This window comes from Candidatus Palauibacter sp. (assembly GCF_965222475.1).
In the GTDB taxonomy this organism is placed as follows: Bacteria; Gemmatimonadota; Gemmatimonadetes; order Palauibacterales; family Palauibacteraceae; genus Palauibacter.
Genome location: NZ_CBDCUB010000001.1, coordinates 606887 through 627592, shown reverse-complemented (window position 1 = coordinate 627592; position 20706 = coordinate 606887). Strand labels below are relative to the sequence as shown.

Genomic DNA, 20706 nt, shown 5'->3' with positions numbered 1-20706 from the left:
TCAGCCGCTCCGGCCCAAGAAATTTTTTAGCAGCGCGATCTCGACCTCCTTCTTGCCCAACAGCTGCTCCAGATCCCGGATCCGGCGCTCGTACTCCTTCACCGTCGTCTCCTCGGCGAAGACCTCCGGCGCCCGGTCCACGAACCGCCGCCTCCAGAGCTGTACCGAGTTCGGGTGCACCCCATACGCCTTGGCCACCTGCCCAGGCGTCTTCTCGCCCCCCAAGACCTCCAGCACCACCCGCGCCTTCAGCTTGGGCGTGTACCGCCGCCGTGCCATGACAACCTCCCTCCGGTCTGCCAGGTTCTACCCTGCGCGGCACCACGCCCGGAGGTCAATCGTCACAATGGTGGGGTGTCCAGGATCTGGGGGTCATATCCCTCCGACATCACACGAGGAGGCGCGAATGTCGAAACCACGCAACACCTACAAGTACGAATTCAAGCGTGGTAACAAGGTCGTTCATTCGGGAATCACGAACGATCTCGAACGCCGGGAAAGCGAACACCAGCGGCAGCCGGGCTGGGAGAAGGGTCACATAAAGCAGGTCGGCCGGCGGACGACTGGCGAGAGAGCCCTTCGATGGGAGGGCGAACAGCGCCGGAAGGGAAAACCAACGGGCTCGTGATTGGGTCGGAGCGTCGATGGCGGCCGTGTCCGCGGCAACATCACGCCGGTGCCCAGATTGTCAGGCGGAGTTCGTTGCCGAACAGCTCGTATTCCGGACGGCGGCCCGCGTGGGCCTCGCCGTCGTCGAGGATCTTCCGCACGCCTTCCCCTCGTGACTCCAGGAAGACCTGGCCGGTGCGCTTGCTGCGCATCTTCGAGAGGAAGCTGACCAGAAGCTGGTTGCGGGTGAACGTGCGATAGGGCATCTCCTCGATCGTCAGCCCGTTGGGCAGCTTTCCGGGGCTGTACAGCTCCAGCCGGTCGGCGTACAGGAACAGGCGAATCTTCGAGCCGGAGACGGAGTAGTCCCGGTGGGCCACGGCGTTGACGATGGCCTCGTCCACGACATCGATGTCGTAGGCGTCCTCGCCCTCGGCGGCGCGTTCGGCGTTCATGAAGTGCATGACGAAGGCGATGCCCGCGTCGATCTGGTCGGAGACCGGACCGGCGAGGCGCTCGGCATGCACTAGGTCATCAGACGTGAGGCGGGTTCCGCCGTAGCAGGCCGCCTCAACGTACGCGGATGGCAACAGACGGGCCGGATCCGAAGAGAAGGCGAGCAACCCGGCAACCGTAGGCCGATCTACGCCGTTTGGGTCGCGGATGGTCACCCGCGTGTTCCGTAGAAGGTCAAGCCATGGGATCCTCGGCGAGCGGCCGAAGAACGCCTCCAACCGGTTCCAGTCCAGATCCTCCACCGCGCCGGAGAAGACCTGCTGCTCGTCGAACACATACCCCCGGCCCCGCTCCTGAAACAGGCGAGCCAGCTCCGGCGGAGTGAGACGGCGCCTGGTCGACCCGAGGCGGACGTAATAGCGGCCGCCGGAAGTACAATGGGCAAAAAGTCCCTGCGGCACGGTCACGATGATGATGGACAGGCCGTTCTCCCCTGCGGCCTGAAGGGCCTCCCGCCTGACTTCCGGTCGGAGGGGCGGATCGCAGTTCTGGGTTGCGACGTTCAGCGCCCACTGCTCCACGAGTTGCGACTGCTCCCGGGGCACGCCGACGACCTCCCCGTCGTCATCCACGCCAAGGAAGATCGTCCCGCCCTCCGCGTTGGCGAAGGACACCATCTCCGCGGCGAAATCCTCCGTGTTCGGGGAGATGACGCCTCGTTCGCCGAAACGGATTTCCTTGAACTCGGCGCGGCTGTCCTCCCCGGCTCGCAGCTGGCGCAGGATCTGGTCGGGCGTGTCGAACACGGTGCTGTCTCCTACAGGGGAAGCTCGGTTTGAGGCTTGGGGAACATCTCGGCCTGACCCGCTCCCGGGAAGGGCGCGGTCGAGTAGCCCGGACCCGCTTCGGCGGCGCGCCGCGCCTCTCCTCCCTCCTCGAGAATCCGGTCTGCCTCGGGGTAAACGAACTCCTTGCCAGAGATCGACGAGGTGTCGCCGACCAGGTCGCGCGTGAAACCGTCGAAGAGGAGATCGTGGTGCTCCTGTCCGTGCAGCTCTCGGTGTTCGATCAACCGGCCGAGGAGTTCGACGTATTCCGCTCGACCCAGCAGATTGCGCGCATGCAGGTGGCACTCGCGTCGAGCTTCCTCGGCGCTCTGGACGAGCTGCCAATCGTAGAAGCGAGGACCGAGACGACTGGCGACGGGCTGATGCACACGAGCGCGGTCGTCGTGCCCGAGACCGTGGTCAGAAAGCCTGACCGTTTCGGGCAGCAACCAGCCTTCGCCGCAGTTCGTTGAGAGGAATGACCGCATTCCCGCTTTGTGAGGACCCTCAGCGGCTCCGATCGTCGCTTCGAGGTGGTGTAGCGCCACGAGGGTCAGGACGGTCCTGCGGAGCTCTGGGGCCGTGTCCTTGTCCACCCTCCAGAAACCCGTAGCGGCACCGCGGGGCTGCGCATGGTCGACATCCTCGAGCATCCCGACCATGTCGTCGTACGTCAAGCCCATGACTTGCGCCACGAGCGCATCGGCGATTACGCCGCACCGGATCCGCTCGGCTCGTAGCAACTGCAGGGCTGGCACGCCCAATTCGATTCGGGATGGGGCCTGTCCTGAGATAGCCAAACCCAGTCCCGATAGGAACGTGGGCCACGTATGGCCACCGAAAGTGCCGGGTCGGGGAACGGCCATTTCCTCAAGAAAATGGTACGTTAGGTTTGTCCCGGCGACTCGCATTCTCACTTGCCAGTCCATCACGAGCGACGAGAGGACGACAAACCACGGGTGACGAAGCCTTGCCGCTCGGGGTGTCAAGTAGTTGATAGAGTGTCCTCCCGGAAGATCCGGGATCATCCCCGGAATCATCGTGCGCACATCAGTAGCCCTGGACAGCGCACGAATCCCGATCTTGCTTCCGTAGAGCGCTACCTTGTTATTCGTGCGATACTCCTCCTGTGACATCAGAAACTGTGGCTGGATTGGCGCGAACGGATCACCCGGCTTATGCCATTCAGCCCTTCGCCCGGCCCCTTTCACATGTTGTGCCACATTCGGAAGCCTGTCGTAGAACATCAAGCCTTGGTACAACGGCAACGCCACATCCTTGATGCCCGCATCCTCCCTGATCCACTCGGTCCCGTTCCGCGACAGGATGATCCCGGGCGGAATCGCCACGCGCGGCACCGGCAGCACGTCGTGCGGCGGCTGTGCGCACCGTACGGCCCACTCCGAGCGGGCCACGTCCCCTGGCTTGAGCAGGTGGCCGTGCACGAACTGCGCCTCCGCCTCACGTCGCTCGGGCCCGGCGGTCGTGTCGAACAGCCAATCCTCCAGTTCGATCACGCCCGGGACAGGGTCATCTGGATCCACCCCCAGTTCCGCCCACAACTCCTCGATGGGACGCCAATCGCCCTTCAGCCAGCGGCTGTACTCGTCGGGGCGATAGCCCTTCTCCTCCCACTTCGGGCGGGGCGGGAAGAGCTTGGAGTCGTTCGTCATGTGAAACTCCGTGGCGTACCGGATCCCCCACCCATCCGGCCCGTCATCGCCGAGCAGCACGGAGTCGGCGTAGATCTTCTCCAAGATCTCCAAGTCGCGCGGGGACTGGATTTCGAGGATGGCGCGGCTCTTCGGACTGAACTGTTCCACCTGCGCACGGGTGTAGGGCGTGGCCAGAGCCTCGGCGCGCTCCCAATCCTCCAAGGTGCGGCGCATGAAGGCGGTCCGGATCACCTCGGTGGTGCCGCCCTTTTCGATGATGACGGGGTTGAACTTGTAGCTCGAGTGAATGGGGAAGATCTTCCCTCCGTTCTCGATCCCGAACAGCCACTCCCAGCGGCAATTCTGCAACAAGAGGGTTCTCAGAGCCCCGGTGCCGTTGTCAGAATAGAGTCCCGAGGGTACGAGGAACCCGATCCGGCCCCCCGCCTTGGTCAGCGCGTGCGCGGCCTCGAGGAAGAGCTTGTAGAGGTTGAGGTCCGCCGAACCCTGATGCCGGAATGGGTGCTGCGGATCCGCGAATCCCGTGGTGCGCCCCCGCGCGGAGCGCCAGACTCGATGGAGCTCGACGTTGCCCTTTCCGAAGTATATCCTGTTCTGGCTCTTGTCGGTCTTCTCGGGGTCCCCGAACGGATTCCGCGCTCGGCCCATGAAATTCGACTGAGCACGAAAGTCGGCGCAGTAGTCAAGCCAGCCTCGCTCTACCGCCTCGTTCTCGAAGTACTCCGTCTGCTTGCGCAGCGCCTCCTGTTTGCCGTAGGAGCGGTAGAGGGGATCGAGGTTGGAGAAGAACTCCATGGAGGCCGGCTTGGCGATATCCCATGGCGGATTCCCCACCACCGCGTCGAAGCCGGCCCCCTCCTCGCAGAACACGTCGGGGAACTCCAGCTCCCAGTGGAAGAAGCGGTAACTTGCAGCAACGTCCCTCGCCACCGCCCGCGTCTCCTGCGGGGGGTCCGCGAAGCTCGTCGGCAGTGGCGCGTGCTCGATCTCGTCGGCCGGCCAGAACCAGCACGCGCACCACAGGTCCATCGCATCCTTCAGCGACCGCCACGCGCTCGAGCCCAGCAGGTCCCTGCGGTACACGTCCGCTCGTTCCGCCGCGTCGTGGATCGGCAGGTCGTGCATGTAGGCCAGCACTTCGATCGCGTCCTGGTGCGCCGTGGCGGCCGCATCGAGAAGGTCCTCCTCGAATAGCGTCGGGCCCTCGAGAAACCGCTTCATGTCGGGCGTCAGCTGATCCCTGTGGAACGCCTTGATCGCCTTGCCCCGAGCGTTCTTCTCGAAGTGCACACCGTTGGAGTGGTTCTTGTCCCCCCCTTCCCGGTTCTTCCAGGCCATCGCCGGGTAATGCTGGAACTGATCGAACCAGGCGCCGACCAGCGCGTTGCCGCACTTGACCTTGTGGTCCAAGAACCCGAACGGCAGTTCGCGGTCCATCGTCTCGATCCACAGCGAGAGACGGCACAGCTCGACGGCCAGCGGGTCCATGTCCACGGCATAGAGACAGCGCTCGACCACATGGCGGCGCAGACGGGCCTTCAGGCGCGGCTCGAAGTCCTCGTGGTCGGGCGCGCAGGGGATTTGCTCGTCGCTCAGGCGTTCGTGGTCGTCGCCTTCCCCGCCCCGCATCCCCAGAACCCGGACGAGCGATCGCTCGCCGTCGCGCTCGATCCGCCCATGGTGCCGCACCGATTCGTACAGCGCCTCGGTGAGAAACCGCAGGGCGGCCAGGACGAACGAGCCCGACCCGCACGCGGGATCGCAGACCTTGAGCGCGAGAATGTTCTCGGGCGGCTTGGGCATCCACTCGGCGGGCGGGGCATGCCTCGCCTCCTCGGGGGGCAGGTCGGCAGGCGGATCGTACGCCAGCGGCCGCAGCGTGCGGTGAACGGTGGGAACGGCCAGTCCCGGCCGCGTATAGAAGCTCCCGGATCCCTTCCGCGTTCCGCCCCACCGGGCCAGATACCACTCGCCCGGGAGCACGACTTCGTTGACCAGCTTGCGAGCCGTCTCCCCGACCTTCCGCTCGTGCGCCAACCGCCGTTCCGGCGTGATTCGACCGCGCGGCTTCCGAACCAACCCGGCCACTTCGGCCGCACGCCGCGCCCACCTCTCGGCGCGCGTACGGTTGCTTCGGCGCATGTCCACGTCGTCTTCGCGCGTCGACGCTGCTTCGTCCGGGACATCCTCCGCCGTGGGGGCTTCGTCCGGCCGGGCGGCCTCGTCCTCGTCCGCCTCGGGTTCGTCTCCGGAAGCGTCCTTCCTGAGTTTCTCGAACAGGCCGCGAAGGGCCTTGTCGTCCATATCCTCCAGGCGGGACAGGGGTAGCGCGGGGCGGTCTCCCACGGCGAGAAACACCACCGGATCCCCGTCCGGCGCCGTCTTCAGCTCGTAGTCCAGCAGGCCCTCGTACACGATGCCGATGTACTCGGAGGAGAGATCGGAGAAGTCGACCGGCACGGTCACCCACATACCGCCGCGCCCCTGCCGGATCTTCGCCTTCGTGCGGGTGAGGAGGCGCAGCATCGAGTACACATCGCGATCCGCGAGCACGTCGCCACCGAAGCATGCCGTCTCGAACACATGCAGGGTGCGGGAGACTCCGTTCCGGGCATCGGTGCGTCCGGGGGCGAACAGTTCCCCGCCGTACGCGGTCACCGGCAGGTCGGGGTGGTGCGAACCCTCCGACACCAGCCGGAAGAGGGACAGTATCCGGGGCCACGCGCCGAAGGCCTCGCCCATCGCGTCCCCGCGCGCCGCGCGCCGTTCAAGCTGGCCGAAAAGACCGTTCAGGCCATAGCCCTCGTGGTAGACGGTGTTGCTTCGGGGGAGGAGACCGCGCGATTCCGCGAACAGGATGACGACGCAGCGCATCGCCATCCGGCAGGCCGCGCGATAGATGTCGGGGGGCGACACGCCATCGTCGCCATCCGCAAGCTCCCTCAGCACTTCGCCGTGGCTCCGAACCAGAATCTCCACCGCCTCCCGCAGCCGCTCGCCAAGCACTTCGGACAGGTCGGCCTGTCCCTTGCGGGTTCCCCGGATGGCCTGGAGGAGTTGCGGCGCGACGCCTTCCTCCGCAGGCGTCCAGAGTTCCGGCCGCAGGAGCGTCCTCAGCGCCGTCGCCTGGGGGGCGAGCCCGCCCTCCTCGAACCAGAGTTCGGCGTCCCACTCGCACCAGGCGTCGTAGTCGAGGCCGGCGAACACCAGCCGCCACTGCCGGCCGTTGGTCACAAGCGCGAGGTGCTCGCCGCCCGCGCGCAGCCAGCCCAGCACTCGGCTCACGGCGCGCCGTCCCCGGCCGACGCCAATGCGCTTGGTGTCATCGATGAAGACGGGGAGCGCCGCTCCGCGAGGACCGCTCCACAGGTGGCGTGGCTTGACCGTTTCGCCCGTTACCGCGCGCCTGCCCCAGGTAGCCGGAACACGGCTCCCGCGCAGCCAATCACCGGAGTCCGCCGCAAAGCCGCAGACCTCCTCCAGGACGAAGGAAACGAATTCGGACACGCCGACGGTCCCGGCGCCATCGTCCACACCCGCCAGCACCGTGGCGGCGCGCCCCCGGAGCCGCCGCTCGACATGTTCGTCCAGCCCCCCCGGAACGTGAGGGGAGAGGGAATGCAGGCGAGGACCGTCCAGCAGCAACCCGGTGTGGCGGAGTTCGTTCCAACCGGGGACGGGTTCGCGGGCCGGGCCGCTCCGGGCGCTCATCTCGCGCCGCTTCCGTCGGCGACCGGGTCGGGGAGGCGGACCTCGATCGTAACGGGGAACACCCTCGCCTCACCCGCCAGGGCGAAGCGCGCGGGGAGCAGGCGGTCGCGGATACGCGTCCGCTCCCGGCGAAGCTGCCCGCGGATTTCCTCGTAGTGTGCGCGGCGGCGTTCGATTTCCTGCCGCTTCTCGTCGATCGACTGCTCCAGCCTCTCCAGATCGGCCGCATCCTCGAACAGGTGGACTTGCTGGCGCCTGGTTCTGAGGTCGCCGATTTCGCGCGTGAGCCGCTCGACGGTGGAGCGCTCGATCAGCGCCGACACCTCGCCCTCCTGACTGCGGTAACGCTCGTCCTCCCGGCTCCTGGCCGCCGCTTGATCGGCCTCCAGTTGGATCCGCAGCCTCCGCGTAAGGTCGCTCTCGTGCGTCCGCAGCCACTGCCGCAGGCGCGGACTCGCATCGCCGAGCAGTTCGCGCGCGCGGTCCCGGTCACCGGAATCGTTCGTGGCGCACCCATTCCCGAGCCTGTCTCGCGACACATCCAGGGACGGACTCCCGATCCGTCCATCGCGGACCGGGAAGGCGACTGTCCCTACCCAGTGGTGAAACGTTTCCCGGAGTTCGTTCACGCCGAGCTCCTCGAAGCTGAGAAGGATGAGGGCTTCATCGCCGGGGTTCACGCCACCCAGCCGCACCATCCAACGCGACACGCCGCCCTCGCCCGGATAGCGCCGCCGGGTGAGCGAGCCGAGGGCGCGCTTCATCATCGGGTGCGCCAAGTGCAGCAGGAGCGCATCCGGTCGAGTCTGGAATACATCGAAGTCTCCGAGCCGCTCGATGAACGGACCCGGGCCGAACGCGATCTTGCGGACGGGTTCCAACGCACCCATCGCGCTTGCCGGAGATCTGCGCACGGAGCGGTCGATCACATTCCGCCACCCGGGAAGGTCGGGATGCCGGAGTGTGTACAGCTCGGGCTCCCCGGAGGACTCAAGCTGTGGCGGCGGACCCGAGACGGCCATCGCGGCCTCCAGCGTCTCCGCCATCGCGGGGCCGGTCAGCTCGATGGCGTCAGCCAGCGCTTCAAGCGGGTCGACCACATGATCATGTCCGTCGCGCACGGCAACCGATGCGTCGAACCCGCTCAGCCCGTCGTCTCGTACGGCGCCAATGCCCAAATCGAGAGCGTTCTGCACGAGGCTCGAATCCTCCCCCCGGATCAGCCGGCGCCGGACGGCGCGATCGAAGACCTCGTTGGCGGAACCCAGATCCTCACGGATTTCGTCCGCCTTGCGGATCACATGGCCGAGGAAGCGAACGTCGGCGTCGGCGGTGCTGTCGAAATGATGCACCGTGACGTCGCGGGCCTGCCCGTAGCGGTCGAGGCGTCCGTTCCGCTGTTCCAGACGGGACGGATTCCATGGGCAGTCGTAGTGCAGAAGATAGCGGGCGGTGCGGTGGAGGTTGAGGCCTTCCGAAGCGGCATCCGTGGCAACGAGGATGCGCACATCCGCGTCCGGATCGTTGAACGCGGCTTTGACGCTGTCGCGCTCGGTCGTGCCCATGCCGCCCGGACCGCCCATTCCGAACAGCGTCAACACCCGGTCCTCCCGATACCGCCGCCGCAGCCGGTTGGCCAAGTAGTCCAGCGTCGTCTTGTACTCCGTGAAGACGACCAGTCGTTCGTCATCCCGGAATCCTCCCTCCTGCCTCAACAACTCCTCGATCACCTCCACCAGCCTGTCGAAGCGCGCATCGTCGGTGGGCGTTCGTTCGGTGGGCGGTGGCTCGTCGTCGTCGAATCCGAGGGCTTCGACGGCGCGTTGGATGCGCCGGATCTCCTGCTCGAGTTCGTCTCGATAGTTCCTCAGCCAGCCACCGACGACGGCGGCCGCCGTCGCCTGGCGCTGCTGCGCTTCCCTGTCGTCTCCGGTCCTGCGCCGCACGACCCGCTCGGCCACTGCGACGTCGGTATCCGTGACGGCTTCCTCGGACAGCCCCCGCATCGTGCGCTGCCAGGAATCCGCGAACGCGGCGGGGCAGGAAAGCAGCCGCTTATTCAACACCTCCACGGCGAACGTGCCGGCCCGGCGGCGGCCCTTCGTTCCGGTGGCGACAAGCCGCCCTACCGCAGTACGAAACGCGTCAAAGGCGGCCGCCAGTTCGGCTTCGCGCGGGTTGGTCGCGAGGGATAAGGCGCGGGGCGGGTTTCGAGTGCAAAAGCGGGGCCCCGAGGCACCTGCGTTGATGTCCCGCTTCAACCTGCGAATGACCACATCGTCGATCCGCTGGCGCATGGCGGGACCCATTCGGCTCGTGCGCGTGAAGCGAACGGGATCGAGCATTTCGAGCAGTCCCGTGAACGAGCGCGTATGGCCGTTGTGAGGCGTGGCCGAGAGGAACACGCGGTGCTCGAAGCGGGGCGCCACGAGACCGAGCGTACGGCAGAGCTGGCTGTCCTCCCCGAACGCCGCCGGCATGAGGTTGTGACACTCGTCCACGATCAACAGATCCCAGGGCAGGTGGGGTGTCCCCTCCGGGGTCACGCACGCCGACAGAAACTGCTCACACACATCCGGCTGCCGCAGGTAGTGGTACGAAGCGATGATCCGACTGAACGACCGCCACGGGTTGGCATCTATGCCGAGATTCCGCCGGAGGTCTTCGGTCGCCTGGCGGTCGACGACCTGAAAGGACAACGAGAACTTCTCCCACAACTCCTCCTTCCACTGGTCGCGTAGCGTGGCGGGCGTGAGCACGAGGACGCGCCGGATCCGGCGCCGGAGCAGGAGTTCCGTGAGGATGAGGCTCGCCTCGATCGTCTTCCCCAGCCCTACGTCATCGGCGATGAGCAGGCTGACGCGGGGCATCCGCAGTGCCTTCAGCAGAGGAACAAGCTGGAAATCCTCGACGCGCACGCCGCCGTGGAATGGACTCGCGACTACCTCCTCCCCTTCCTCGCGACCCTCGCCATCGAGACCGAGATACGGCGACAACGCCGTCCATCGCGCGGCCCGCACCAGAGCGTCGAAGTCGGCCGGAGGCATGGGATCGGAGCGGGAAGGGTCCGGCAATGCGGTCGGCTCAAGCAGGGTCTTGCGCGGCTCGAGTTCCCACAGCAGCCGCTCGTCGGACGGCGAGCTGCCGTCGCGGTATTCGACATGAACGAGGTGTAGCCGTCCCGTCTCGCCGTCGAAGGGGGAGACCGACGTCACCGTCCCGCGTCGGTTCCGCACGGTGGCCAGCATCCCCGGACGGGGGATGACGTTGTCCACACCGGCAAGGTTGTTCGTGCGGCGATTCATATCTTGTGTCCCGACGGCAAGAGCTGGCCTACCCATCACTTCCGGGTACAGGCTGCTTGGTTCGCGAGCAAGAGCCCATGGGGTGACTGGTGACAGGATTTCCCAACAAGCTCGTTGCCAACGATTTCGTTGTCGAAGTCGACCGAATGGCCTCGATCGTCCGGGAATCCGCGTCGGCCGAGCTGCAGCCGACGTTCACAACCACTCTTTCCCCTCGGACTGGCCGTCCGTTCGGGTCGGCGCATATGATTCGCGCGCCGCACGCCCATCCGTCCGACCCAACCGTGGATCCAGGGGGAGACCTCATGACCGAGACCTTCGACATGGCCTTGATACAGCGCGGGGCCCGACTCCGCCGCTCACCCTACTTCGAGGCCACCCTCCGAGCCGGCTGCCGGAGCTATACGGTCTACAACCACATGTTGCTCCCGACCCGCTACGACGACCTGCACGCGGAATACGAGAAGCTCCTGACCGGTGTCACGGTGTGGGACGTGAGCGTCGAGCGGCAGGTGGAGATCACCGGGCCGGACGCCTTCGAGTTCACGAACCTGCTCACCCCCAGGGACCTGTCGAAGTGCGCCGTCGGCCAGGGCAAGTACGTCCTCATCGGCGCCGAGGACGGCGGCATCGTGAACGACCCCGTGCTGCTGCGCCTGGCCGAGAACCACTTCTGGCTCGCGCTCGCGGACAGCGACGTCCTGCTGTACGCGAAGGGCATCGCGCTCAACGCCGGCCTCGACGTCGAGATTCGCGAGCCGGACGTCTCGCCGATGCAGGTTCAGGGTCCGAAGTCGAAGGAAGTCGTGCGCAGGCTGCTCGGGGAGGACGTCCTCAAGCTCCGCTACTACTGGTTCCTGGAGACCGACCTGGACGGAATCCCGGTGATCGTGACCCGCACGGGGTGGAGCGGCGAAGTGGGCTACGAGATCTACCTCAGGGACGGTAGCCGGGGCGTCGAACTCTGGGACCGGGTGATGGAGGCAGGACGCGACCTGGGCATCTCTCCCACCGGCCCGTCCGACATCCGCCGCATCGAAGCCGGCATCCTCAACTACGGCGTCGACATGACGCTGGACACCAACCCCTACGAAGTCGGGCTCGGATGGCAGGTCGACTTCGACCAGGAGGGCGACTTCATCGGCCGGGACGCGCTGGCCCGGATCGCCGAGGAAGGGCCCCGGCGACTCCTCGCCGGAATCGAGATCGCGGGCGCCCCGCTCGACCTCAACATGGACCGCTGGCCCGTGCGCCGGGATGGGGAGGAGATGGGCTTCGTGACCTCCGCCGTGTACTCGCCGCGTCTCGGGCGGAACATCGGCTACGCCCTGGTGCCTGCCGCCTCCGGAGAGCTGGGCACGCGCCTGAGCGTGACCACGCCGGACGGGGAACGCGACGCCACGGTCGTGCCCCGACCCTTCGTGGATCCCGGTAAGGACATTCCGAAGTCATAGCGGGCTGCTGGAGGGGCCGCATCAGCCGGCGGCGAGGTGCTCGACGAGTTCGCCGAGTTCGTGCTCCCAGCCGCCGACGTTGTCCTGGCGGTCGTTCTCGGTCCGGAACCCACTCTCGACCAGGCGCACGATCGTCCCGCCACCGTCGCGGGGGGCGAGCGTCCACTCGACGGTCGTGTTGTAGCCGCCCTCGAGCGGCGTCTCGGGCTTCCGGGCCCAGCGCCACACGAGTCGGCGGCCGGCCTCCATCCACTCGATCGCGATCGCGTACCGCCCGTGGTTGTCCCACACCAGCCAGCCCGTGGCCCCCTCTTCCGGCGCGAGTCCCTCCACCCGGTCCGGAAACCACGAGGCCAGCCCGTCGGGGTCGGCCAGCGCTGCCCACACGCGGGCGGGCGAGGCGTCGACCTCGATCGTCCGGTCAATCGGGGCGGTCAGGTTCGATTCGTCGGTCATGGGATGTGCAACTCCTGACTCTTGTTCTTGCCGTCGTTGACGTTCCCGCGGGAACGTTTCCGCTGAAACGTGTTCTGCGGTCCGCCTATCCGGCGAGCCAATCCTCGATCAGGCGGCGCGAGATCGACACGCGGCCCGGGAGCCGGAGCCCGATCTCGCGGCGTCGGGCGAAGTCCGAGCGCTCGAACCAGCGCGCGTCGGCGAGTTCCTGACTCGCCACGCTCAGTTCGCCGCCCACGCGCTCGGCCCGAAAGCCGAGCATCAGCGACGCCGGGAAGGGCCACGGCTGCGACGAACGATACCGGATAGAGCCCACCTCGATCCCGGACTCTTCGCGGACCTCGCGGACGACCGCCTCGGAGAGGCTCTCGCCCGGTTCCACGAAGCCCGCCAGCGTGGAGTAGACGCCCTCCGGCCAGATGTCCTTTCGCCCCAGCAGGCATCGGTCGCCGTCGGTGACGAGGACGATGATGGCCGGGTCGGTGCGGGGAAAATGCGCTTCCCCGCACGCCTCGCTCGTGCAGCGCCGCACGTGGCCGCCTTGACGAGGCTCGGTCGGGGCCCCGCACGTTCCGCAGAAGCGGTGCCGGCGGCTCCACGTGACGACCGCGCGGGCGTAAGCGAGCAGCGATCCTTCCCGCTGCCCCAGCATGGCCCCGACCCCGCGGAGATCGAGGAACTCCCCCGCCCCCTCGAGGATCCCGGCGGGCGCCGCGGCCCCGCCTCCCGGCACCTCCGCGGCGAACAGGGCGCGACCTCCCTCGCGGCCTCCCCTCGCCGCCTCCCTTCGCCGCCTCCCCCCCTCGAGGCAGAGGAAGATCCAATCTTCCCGGGGCTCTACGTGGGAGACCGCCGCAGCGGGCGGGAGGAGTCCGGGCTCGTAGGCGAGATCCCCCGCTCCCCCGGCGCCAGCACCCGCCGTTTCCCGCACCAGGCTGCGCGAGCGCCACACGGCGACGACGCGCGAGGAGGGATCGGACTTCCGGTCGGCGAGCCACTTCGGGTCGGCCCGGAGGTGCGTAGCCCGGTCGAGGCCGCCGCCCGCGAAGGGGTTGGCGGCGCGTCGCGGAGCTCCGCCGTCTTCGAGCGGCGAGGCATTTCGGCCCGGCGCTCCCCTCATCGTCCATCGACCTCGTCCGCGCCTGCGTACGGGAGCGCGGCGTCGCGAGCCGGCCACCGCCGGATGACGTACCAGACGAGGATCGGCAGGGAGACCGTGACGAGGATGGCGCCCAGGGCGCCATCGTCCTGTGCCGCCTGGATTTCCGCGGCGACATCGAGGGGTCCGCTCGCATCCGACAGGACCCCCCCCACTATCCCGACGAGATTGTTGGTGGCGTGAAAGACGATGGGCACGATCAGCGTCCTGGTCCTCAGGTAGAGGAGTGCCGCGACGAGACCCACGATCCCGATCCCGATCGGGTTCGCATGCAGGATCCCGAAGGCGATCGAGGATGCGATCAGGGCCGTGGGCACCCCCCATCGATATCCCCAGCGGTTGACGAGAATGCCTCTGAAAAACGCTTCTTCCAGGACGGGTGCCAGGATGATGGCCTCCACGACCATAGCCAGTTGGTAGGCGACGGCGGGGTCCGGCTCGGTACTGAGCGCCTCGATCAGAACCTCGAGCACTCCTGGCGCCAGATAGGAAAGTGCATACGCCCAGACGAGCGCCGAGCCGAGCGAGAACGCCATGGTGACGACGAGAAGGCCCGCCAGGCGGACCCAGGACCACCCGTCGTACCCGTGCAGCGTGCCCCCAAGTCGGAGGAGATCGACGTCCGAACGGCGGCACGCCCAGACGATCCACGTCGCGAGGGCACCATAGAGGGCGAGCCCGAACAGGACCTCGAACGTTTGCGGGCCGCCCGCATCCACGGGTGTCAGAAGCGCGACGACGTAGAAGACGGCGAGGAGCACCAGGCCTCCGAGGATGACCCATGGAATCGCGGTGCGGGCCCGAACGTCCTCGAAGGGGTTGGCAGCCCGCGGCGAAGCCCCGCTGCCTTCTCGGTGGCCGTTCTCCGCCGCGCCGGATAGGATCTCGCCTTCGTTCATGCGCGCAACGTAGCAGCCCCGAGGGAGACGGTGAACAGATTCGAGCGCGGGTTCGAGGGAACGGCGGGACCGGGAACGCTCCTCACGTTCGACTGCTACGGCACTCTGATCGACTGGGAAGCCGGGATTCTCGCCGCGCTGCGGGCCGCCTACCCCAAGGCCGCCGGAGTGGCGGACGAGGCGCTCCTGGGCGAGTTCCTGGCGGCGCAGGACCGCCTCAAGACGAGCGACTACCGACCCTACCGGCAGCTGCTGACCCAGACCGCGGCCGAAGTCGCGAGCGCCAACGACTGGGACGCCTCGGAGGCTCCGGCCGCCCGCGTTCCCGCCAGCATCCCCTCGTGGCAGCCGTTCCCCGACACGAACCACGCCCTTTCACGACTCGCCGCGGCTGGAGTTACGCTCGGCATCCTGTCGAACATCGACGACGACCTGCTCGCGGGGACGCTCGAACACTTCGAGATCGAGTTCGCTCTCCTCGGGACGGCTCAGAGACTGCGGAGTTACAAGCCGGCCGCGCCGCACTTCGAGCGCGGGCGGGAGTGGGCCGCCGGCTTCGATCGCTGGCTCCACGTGGCGCAGAGCCTGTTCCACGACATCGTCCCCGCGACCGGCTTCGGGGTTCCTGTGCTATGGGTCAACCGCAACGCCCAGCCCCTGCCGGACGACGCCGACCCGGTCCACATCGTGCCCGACCTCGCCGCCGCCGCGGCGTGGCTGCTGGAAGGCAGTTGACCGGAGCCTGGAGGTGAGGCTGTCGTCACTGAGCCAACCCCATTAGACTAGTCGTATCGTCTGGTCTGAATCGTCCACTGCGAGAGAGTCCGATGGACAGCGTCGGCGCCTACGAAGCCAAGACTCACCTGCCCCGGTTGTTGCGACGCGTCATGGCCGGCGAGAGCGTGACCATCACCAAACACGGACGTCCAGTCGCCCGATTGGTGCCCGTGGAAGAGGACGAGCGCGCCCGAGCTCACGAGGCGGCTCGCCGCATCCGCGAGAGTCGCCGCCGTCTGAAGAACAAAGCGTCGCTCGAGGAACTGATGGCGACGGTTCACGAGGGGCACCGGTATTGACGCCCATCGTAATCGACACATCGGTCGTCGTGTGCTGGTGCATGGCGGACGAAGACCACGCCCTGGCGGATCAGTCGATGGAACTGACGCTGGAGAACGGCGCGGTGGTTCCCGGCATCTGGCGGTATGAAGTCCGGAACGCGTTGTTGACTAACGAACGGCGTGGCCGCATCGATGCGAAACACACACGGGCGAGGCTGACGGACTTGCGAGAGATGCGGATCTCGGCCGACCACGATCACGACGACCGTGTCATCCTCAACTTGGCCAGGACGCACGGCCTGTCGGTGTACGATGCCGCTTACCTGGAAACCGCCCTGCGCCGATCTCTCCCTCTCGCCTCTCTTGACCGCCGACTCTGTGAAGCAGCCGCGGCGAGTGGTGCCACGCTGGTTCAACCCTAGCGGACAGTTCAGCCGTTCGCCGGCGGCCCGTCGGGCAGGACCTCGCGCGTGAAGCGGTGCAGCGTCTGCCATAGCGCCTGCTGGGAGAAGATGTCGTTGTGCCCCGCCCCGGGGATCTCCAGCCAGCGGCCGGGGCCGCCGAGCGCCTCGAACACCTCGCGGCTCTGGCCGGGCGGAATCACGCGATCGTCCGCCCCCGCGCCGACCAGCGTGGGCGCCGCGATGCGGGAGGCCCGGTCCACCGTGTCGAAGCGAGGACGCGGCCAGTCCAGATACCATTCCGGCAGCCATGACAGCCGGTGCCGGGCGATGGACGGGATGTCCGTGAACGGGCCAAGCAGGACGACGCCGGCGACGGGCCGGCCGATCGCCAGTTCCGCGGCCACGGCGCTCCCCAGCGAGTTCCCGAACAGAATCAGCCGTCCCGGGCCAACCCCCTTCTCGTCCACGAGCCAGCGGTAGGCGGCTCTCGCGTCGGCGTACAGCCCCTCCTCCGAGGGCTTTCCCTCGCTCGCACCGTAGCCCCGGTAGTCCGGCAGCAGAACATCGAGATTCAGATTCGAGAGCGCCGCCGCCACCGTGCCGCGATCGCCCAGGTGTCCAGCGTTGCCGTGGAAATAGATCGCGGCGCCCCGCCCGGGTTCGTCGCGGCCGGCGGGAAACCACCAGGCGTGCAGCCGCGGGCCGTCCTCCGTGGGGATCCACACCTCCGAGGCGTCCACGAATCCCCAGTAGCGGGGATGCGTCTCGTGCGGTTCCAGCGGCTCCGGATAGAACACGAAGAAGGGGGCCAGGCGCGGCAGACACAGGTGGACGACCGCGAGGAGGCCGACCACGGCGGCCACGACAACGAGGAGTTCCACGGGCGGGCGCGGGCGGACGGCGATCAGGAACCGGGCAGGGACGCGGCGGCGAACCGCTCGGCCCAGCGCGCGTACACGCCGGGGCGCCGGTCGCGCCAGAACAGGCGGCGCGCAGTGGACGTCTCGCAGCGGGCGAGATCCACCTCGGCGTAGAGGATCGTCTCCTCGAGTCCCGGGCCACGCGCGAGGATCACGCCCTCGGGATCGACCACGAAGGACTCGCCGGCGAAGGTGAGGCGCGGCTCCTCGCCGACCCGGTTGCAGAGGGCGGCGAAGTAGCCGTTCTGGAAGGCGGCCACGCGCACTTCGGCCTCGAACAGCCCCTCGGGCCACTCGCCGATCGCACCGGCCTGGGGGATGACGACGAGTTGGGCACCGAGTTCGCCCAGGCGCCGCATGTACTCCGGGTAGTGGCGGTCGTAGCAGATGGCCACGCCCACGCGGCCCACCGCGGTGTCGTAGACGAGGGCATCGGTGTCCCCCTCCGCGTAGTAGTGCTGTTCGTGGAAGCAGGCGTACTCGGTGATGTGCATCATCCGCGTCACCCCGAGCAGCGAGCCGTCCGCGTCGAACACGGGCGTGCTGTCGTAGCACCGGCCGCCGACCCCGAGTTCATACTGGTTGAAGACGGTGACGAGGCCGAGTTCGGCCGCGCGGGCCGCGACCCGGTCCGAGGTGGGCCCGGGGATCGGCTCCGCCAGATCCGCCGCCGCCCTGTCGTCGGGGCGCTGCGGGAAGAAGCGGTCGATGGCGAGTTCGGGGAAGGCGACGAGCCCGGCCCCCTCGGCCGCCGCGCGCCCCATCGCGCCCAGCGCGCGTTCGAGGTTGTGGATGCGGTCGGGTGCGGCGGACTGCTGGACGAGTGCGATCTTCATGCCTGGGCCGTCCGGGTCGGGGTGGAGCGGCTGCCGCCGCTTGAGTCGGAGGATTGTCGGGGAGCGCGCCACGACCCGCAACGGGGCGATCGATCCACTACCTTGCGCGCATGTGCGGACGATTCAGCCTGCAGACCCCGGTCCCCGACCTGGCGGAACTCTTCGAGGCCGACCCGACGCGGCTCGCCGAGTGGGCCGCCCGCTACAATGTGGCGCCCACCGACGAGGTCATCGCCCTGCGCCGGGCCGGCGGCGGCCGCGAACTCGTCCCGCTGCGCTGGGGGCTGATCCCGAACTGGGCCGAGGACCCGGGCTCGCTCCCGCTCATGATAAATGCGCGCTCGGAATCGCTGGAGACGCGGCGCGCGTTTCGGGATCTGATCCTGGATCGCCGCTGCGCGGTGCTCGCCGACGGCTTCTACGAGTGGCGGACCGAGGGCGGCGTGAAGCAGCCCTATTTCGTGCGGCGGCGCGACGGGACGCCGATGGCGCTCGCCGGTCTGTGGGACATCTGGCGGGGGCCGGACGGCCCGGTCGGCTCCTGCACGATCGTCACGACGGACGCGAACGAATTGCTCGAACCGTTGCACGACCGAATGCCTGTCATCCTCGAGGGCGAGGGCGCGCAGATGTGGCTCGACCTCGACATGTCGGAGCGGACCATGGACCCGCTCCAATCTTTCGACGCGGAGGCGCTCGAGGTGTTCGCGGTCAGCCGCCGGGTCAACCGCGTCGCCGTCGACGAGCCCTCATGCACCGAGCCGCTCGACGCGCCGCTCCGGGGACGTGGGGAGTGGCGACGTCGCCCCCCGCCGGGCGAGGCGCTACCGGACCAGTTGGGACTCTTTCGGGTCTAGCGTGGACCCGCCCCGTCTGCCTCGCGCCGTGATCGCCGCGGCTTTCGCCGCGGCCGCCGCAGTCTGCGCACAACCGGAGGAACAGCGCGGCTCCGAGGCGGAGTCGCCGCCGCCCCGACTCCCGATGCCGGTGGCGAACAACGCGGTCGCGGCACTCGAAACATCCGCGGGGTGGTCCGTCTTCTCCTTCCTCGGCATCGACTCGACGAAGCTCTGGTCCGGCGTGACGACGGCATCGTTCCGCTGGGATCTCGGCGCTTCGGAGTGGGAGACCATCGAACCCCCACCCGGCCCCGGCCGCCTCGCCGCGACGGCCCAGCCGTTCGACGGCAGGATCTTCCTCTTCGGCGGCTACACCGTGGCGGAGGGCGGAGCGGAACAGTCCCTGCCGCAGGTCGATGTGCTCGACCCGGAAACCGGAGTTTGGACGCGGGCCGCCCCCATGCCCACGCCGGTAGACGACGCGATCTCCGGCGTGTGGCGCGACTCGCTCATCTACGTCGTTTCCGGCTGGCACGACTCGGACAACGTGGCCGCAGTCCAGATCTACGACCCGGCGCGGGACGCCTGGGCACAGGGCACACCGATCCCGGGACCTCCCGTATTCGGACACGCCGGAGGCATCGCAGGGGACGCCATCGTCTACATCGACGGCGCGCGCGTGCAGGCGGAGCCCCGCACCTTCGTCCTCGAGACCTCTTCCTGGCAGGGACGTATCGATCCGGCCGAGCCCACCCGCATCTCATGGGAACGCGTCCCGGGCCATCCCGGACCGGGGCTCTACCGCGCGGCCGCGGTCGCCGTCGGGACTCGTGTCGTCTTCGCCGGCGGATCAGACAACCCGTACAACTACAACGGAATCGGCTACGACGGTCGCCAGGCGGAACCCTGGTCGGGCGCCTTCGCCTTCGACGCCGCGACCGGGGCGTGGTCCGAACTTCCCGCACCCGACACGCCCACCATGGACCACCGCGGCATCGTCATCGCCGACGGGCGCGCCTTCATCGTCGGGGGCATGACCGCCGGCCAGCGCGTGACCGGCCGGGTCACGGAGATCCGCCTCCGCCCATAGACGCTCGAGCCGGTGCTAGAAGTTGGCGACGAGGGCGATCGTGAAGGTCGAATCCAGCTTGTGGCGGGGCACGAGTACCATCTTGCCGGTCGGGGTGCCGGCGGGCTGCTCGAGCGGCGCATTCGTCAGGGCCGGCACGTTGTCCCACACGAGTCGCAGGCCCGTCTTGACGGCCAGCGAATGGTTGATGTCCACCGCGAGCGAGTTGGCGAGATCGGCCCGCAAATCGGCGGCATCGGTGAGGTTCTCGTCCAGCGTCAGCGTGCTCTCGAGGTCGGCCGTCTCCGTGAGGCGGCGGCGGAAGTTGGTGGAGACGCGGACGCCGCCGAAGCTCGCACTCTTGTCGGGGTCGTCCACAACATCGTTCTGGGCGGTAAACGTGATCCCGTAGTCGCTCTTGAGCCGGGTGGTCTCGGTCTCGATCCACATGTTGCCGAGGCCGGTGACCAGCGAGAAACGGCTCTCGAACCCCGAGAAGGTGTTCCTCTCCCACCCCGCGCCGGTCGTGAAATGGACGTGATCCGAGAACGAGCGCTCGAACTCACCTCGCAGGAAGTAGTTCTCGGCCATCGGCTTCGGGTCGGAGTAGTCGGTCACCATGAAGTCATCCTCGGTGCCGACGGCGATCCGCTGCGTCGTCCCGGACTCGGTGCGCAGGCCGCCGGCACGGAGTGACAGTTCGCCCCGCGCCCAGTCCCGCCGGGCCGAGCCGCCGAGGCCGAAGGTTCGGACCGTCGAGTTCCCCGACGTGAACAGCAGGCTCAGTTCCGCGCTGTAGGCCCAGCTGGTGTCGGTCTCTTCCTGGGCGGGCGCAGCCTGGATGGGCGCGGCGGCAAGCGACGGAGCAAAGGCCAGCAGCATGCCGAACGCGGTTCCCCACCTCGCGAAGAACTTCATGTATTCCACCCCTCAACCCCCGTGATCGACACTGGAAACGCGGACAAAGGCTAGCCGGCGACGCTTCGGTGGGCCAGCTTCTCCCGATCGTTCTATTCGTTCCCCTTCGA

17 protein-coding genes are annotated in these 20706 nt (G+C 67.8%); 7 read left to right on the top strand and 10 right to left on the bottom strand.

The window, feature by feature from the left end:
• Complete coding sequence (locus ACOQPP_RS02730) at window positions 1–279, bottom strand: transposase (protein WP_420635830.1); 279 nt, start codon at window positions 277–279, stop codon at window positions 1–3.
• A 127-nt stretch (window positions 280–406) separates the two neighbouring features.
• Between ACOQPP_RS02730 and ACOQPP_RS02725 the strand changes: the two genes are divergently transcribed.
• A complete protein-coding gene (locus ACOQPP_RS02725; protein WP_420635829.1) occupies window positions 407–628 on the top strand; it encodes a hypothetical protein in 222 nt (73 codons plus the stop codon).
• 40 nt (window positions 629–668) lie between these two features.
• Here the strand turns inward: ACOQPP_RS02725 and ACOQPP_RS02720 are convergent, their stop codons facing one another.
• Genes ACOQPP_RS02720 through drmD form a run of 3 tightly spaced genes read right to left on the bottom strand, consistent with a single transcriptional unit; the run spans window position 669 to window position 10584 of the window.
• Window positions 669–1871, bottom strand: a complete 1203-nt coding sequence (locus ACOQPP_RS02720; protein ID WP_420635828.1) for an ATP-binding protein — start codon at window positions 1869–1871, stop codon at window positions 669–671.
• Between the two features lie 11 nt (window positions 1872–1882).
• A complete protein-coding gene (locus ACOQPP_RS02715; RefSeq protein ID WP_420635827.1) occupies window positions 1883–7279 on the bottom strand; it encodes a hypothetical protein in 5397 nt (1798 codons plus the stop codon).
• Complete coding sequence (drmD, locus tag ACOQPP_RS02710; protein WP_420635826.1) at window positions 7276–10584, bottom strand: DISARM system SNF2-like helicase DrmD; 3309 nt, start codon at window positions 10582–10584, stop codon at window positions 7276–7278. Before drmD ends, ACOQPP_RS02715 begins: the two co-directional genes overlap by 4 nt.
• Window positions 10585–10889: 305 nt before the next feature.
• On the opposite strand from drmD, the gene ACOQPP_RS02705 reads away from it, so the two are divergent.
• Window positions 10890–12038 (top strand): glycine cleavage T C-terminal barrel domain-containing protein, encoded by a 1149-nt coding sequence (locus ACOQPP_RS02705; protein ID WP_420635825.1) that lies wholly within the window; start codon window positions 10890–10892, stop codon window positions 12036–12038.
• Window positions 12039–12059: 21 nt separating this feature from the next.
• On the opposite strand, the gene ACOQPP_RS02700 is transcribed toward ACOQPP_RS02705, so the two are convergent.
• The 3 genes from ACOQPP_RS02700 to ACOQPP_RS02690 form a co-directional block, all read right to left on the bottom strand.
• Window positions 12060–12494 carry an SRPBCC domain-containing protein gene (locus tag ACOQPP_RS02700; protein WP_420635824.1) on the bottom strand — a complete coding sequence of 145 codons (435 nt, stop codon included), beginning with the start codon at window positions 12492–12494 and terminating at the stop codon, window positions 12060–12062.
• Window positions 12495–12579: 85 nt separating this feature from the next.
• Window positions 12580–13614, bottom strand: coding sequence for an NAD(+) diphosphatase (gene nudC, locus ACOQPP_RS02695; protein WP_419165650.1), 1035 nt, complete (start codon window positions 13612–13614; stop codon window positions 12580–12582).
• Complete coding sequence (locus tag ACOQPP_RS02690) at window positions 13611–14552, bottom strand: CPBP family intramembrane glutamic endopeptidase (protein WP_419165649.1); 942 nt, start codon at window positions 14550–14552, stop codon at window positions 13611–13613. Before ACOQPP_RS02690 ends, nudC begins: the two co-directional genes overlap by 4 nt.
• Window positions 14553–14582: 30 nt before the next feature.
• Between ACOQPP_RS02690 and ACOQPP_RS02685 the strand changes: the two genes are divergently transcribed.
• From ACOQPP_RS02685 to ACOQPP_RS02675, 3 genes are all read left to right on the top strand, one after another.
• Window positions 14583–15287, top strand: coding sequence for an HAD family hydrolase (locus tag ACOQPP_RS02685; RefSeq protein ID WP_420635823.1), 705 nt, complete (start codon window positions 14583–14585; stop codon window positions 15285–15287).
• 92 nt (window positions 15288–15379) lie between these two features.
• The gene (locus ACOQPP_RS02680) at window positions 15380–15628 is read left to right on the top strand and encodes a type II toxin-antitoxin system Phd/YefM family antitoxin (RefSeq protein ID WP_419165647.1); all 249 of its coding nucleotides are present in this window, start codon (window positions 15380–15382) and stop codon (window positions 15626–15628) included.
• Complete coding sequence (locus tag ACOQPP_RS02675) at window positions 15625–16032, top strand: type II toxin-antitoxin system VapC family toxin (protein WP_420635822.1); 408 nt, start codon at window positions 15625–15627, stop codon at window positions 16030–16032. Before ACOQPP_RS02680 ends, ACOQPP_RS02675 begins: the two co-directional genes overlap by 4 nt.
• Before the next feature lie 8 nt (window positions 16033–16040).
• Here ACOQPP_RS02675 and ACOQPP_RS02670 read toward each other — a convergent pair whose 3' ends face one another.
• Entirely contained in the window at window positions 16041–16895 is an 855-nt protein-coding gene (locus ACOQPP_RS02670) for an alpha/beta hydrolase (RefSeq protein WP_420635821.1), read from the bottom strand.
• A 23-nt stretch (window positions 16896–16918) separates the two neighbouring features.
• A complete protein-coding gene (locus tag ACOQPP_RS02665; protein WP_419165644.1) occupies window positions 16919–17770 on the bottom strand; it encodes a carbon-nitrogen hydrolase family protein in 852 nt (283 codons plus the stop codon).
• 110 nt (window positions 17771–17880) lie between these two features.
• Here ACOQPP_RS02665 and ACOQPP_RS02660 point away from each other — a divergent pair, with 110 nt between their 5' ends.
• Together ACOQPP_RS02660 and ACOQPP_RS02655 are read left to right on the top strand one after the other, a co-directional pair.
• Window positions 17881–18627 (top strand): SOS response-associated peptidase, encoded by a 747-nt coding sequence (locus tag ACOQPP_RS02660; RefSeq protein WP_419165643.1) that lies wholly within the window; start codon window positions 17881–17883, stop codon window positions 18625–18627.
• A gap of 1 nt (window position 18628) precedes the next feature.
• The gene (locus ACOQPP_RS02655) at window positions 18629–19699 is read left to right on the top strand and encodes a Kelch repeat-containing protein (protein ID WP_419165642.1); all 1071 of its coding nucleotides are present in this window, start codon (window positions 18629–18631) and stop codon (window positions 19697–19699) included.
• 15 nt (window positions 19700–19714) lie between these two features.
• Here the strand turns inward: ACOQPP_RS02655 and ACOQPP_RS02650 are convergent, their stop codons facing one another.
• Complete coding sequence (locus tag ACOQPP_RS02650) at window positions 19715–20596, bottom strand: DUF481 domain-containing protein (RefSeq protein WP_419165641.1); 882 nt, start codon at window positions 20594–20596, stop codon at window positions 19715–19717.
• Window positions 20597–20706 lie beyond the last annotated feature (110 nt).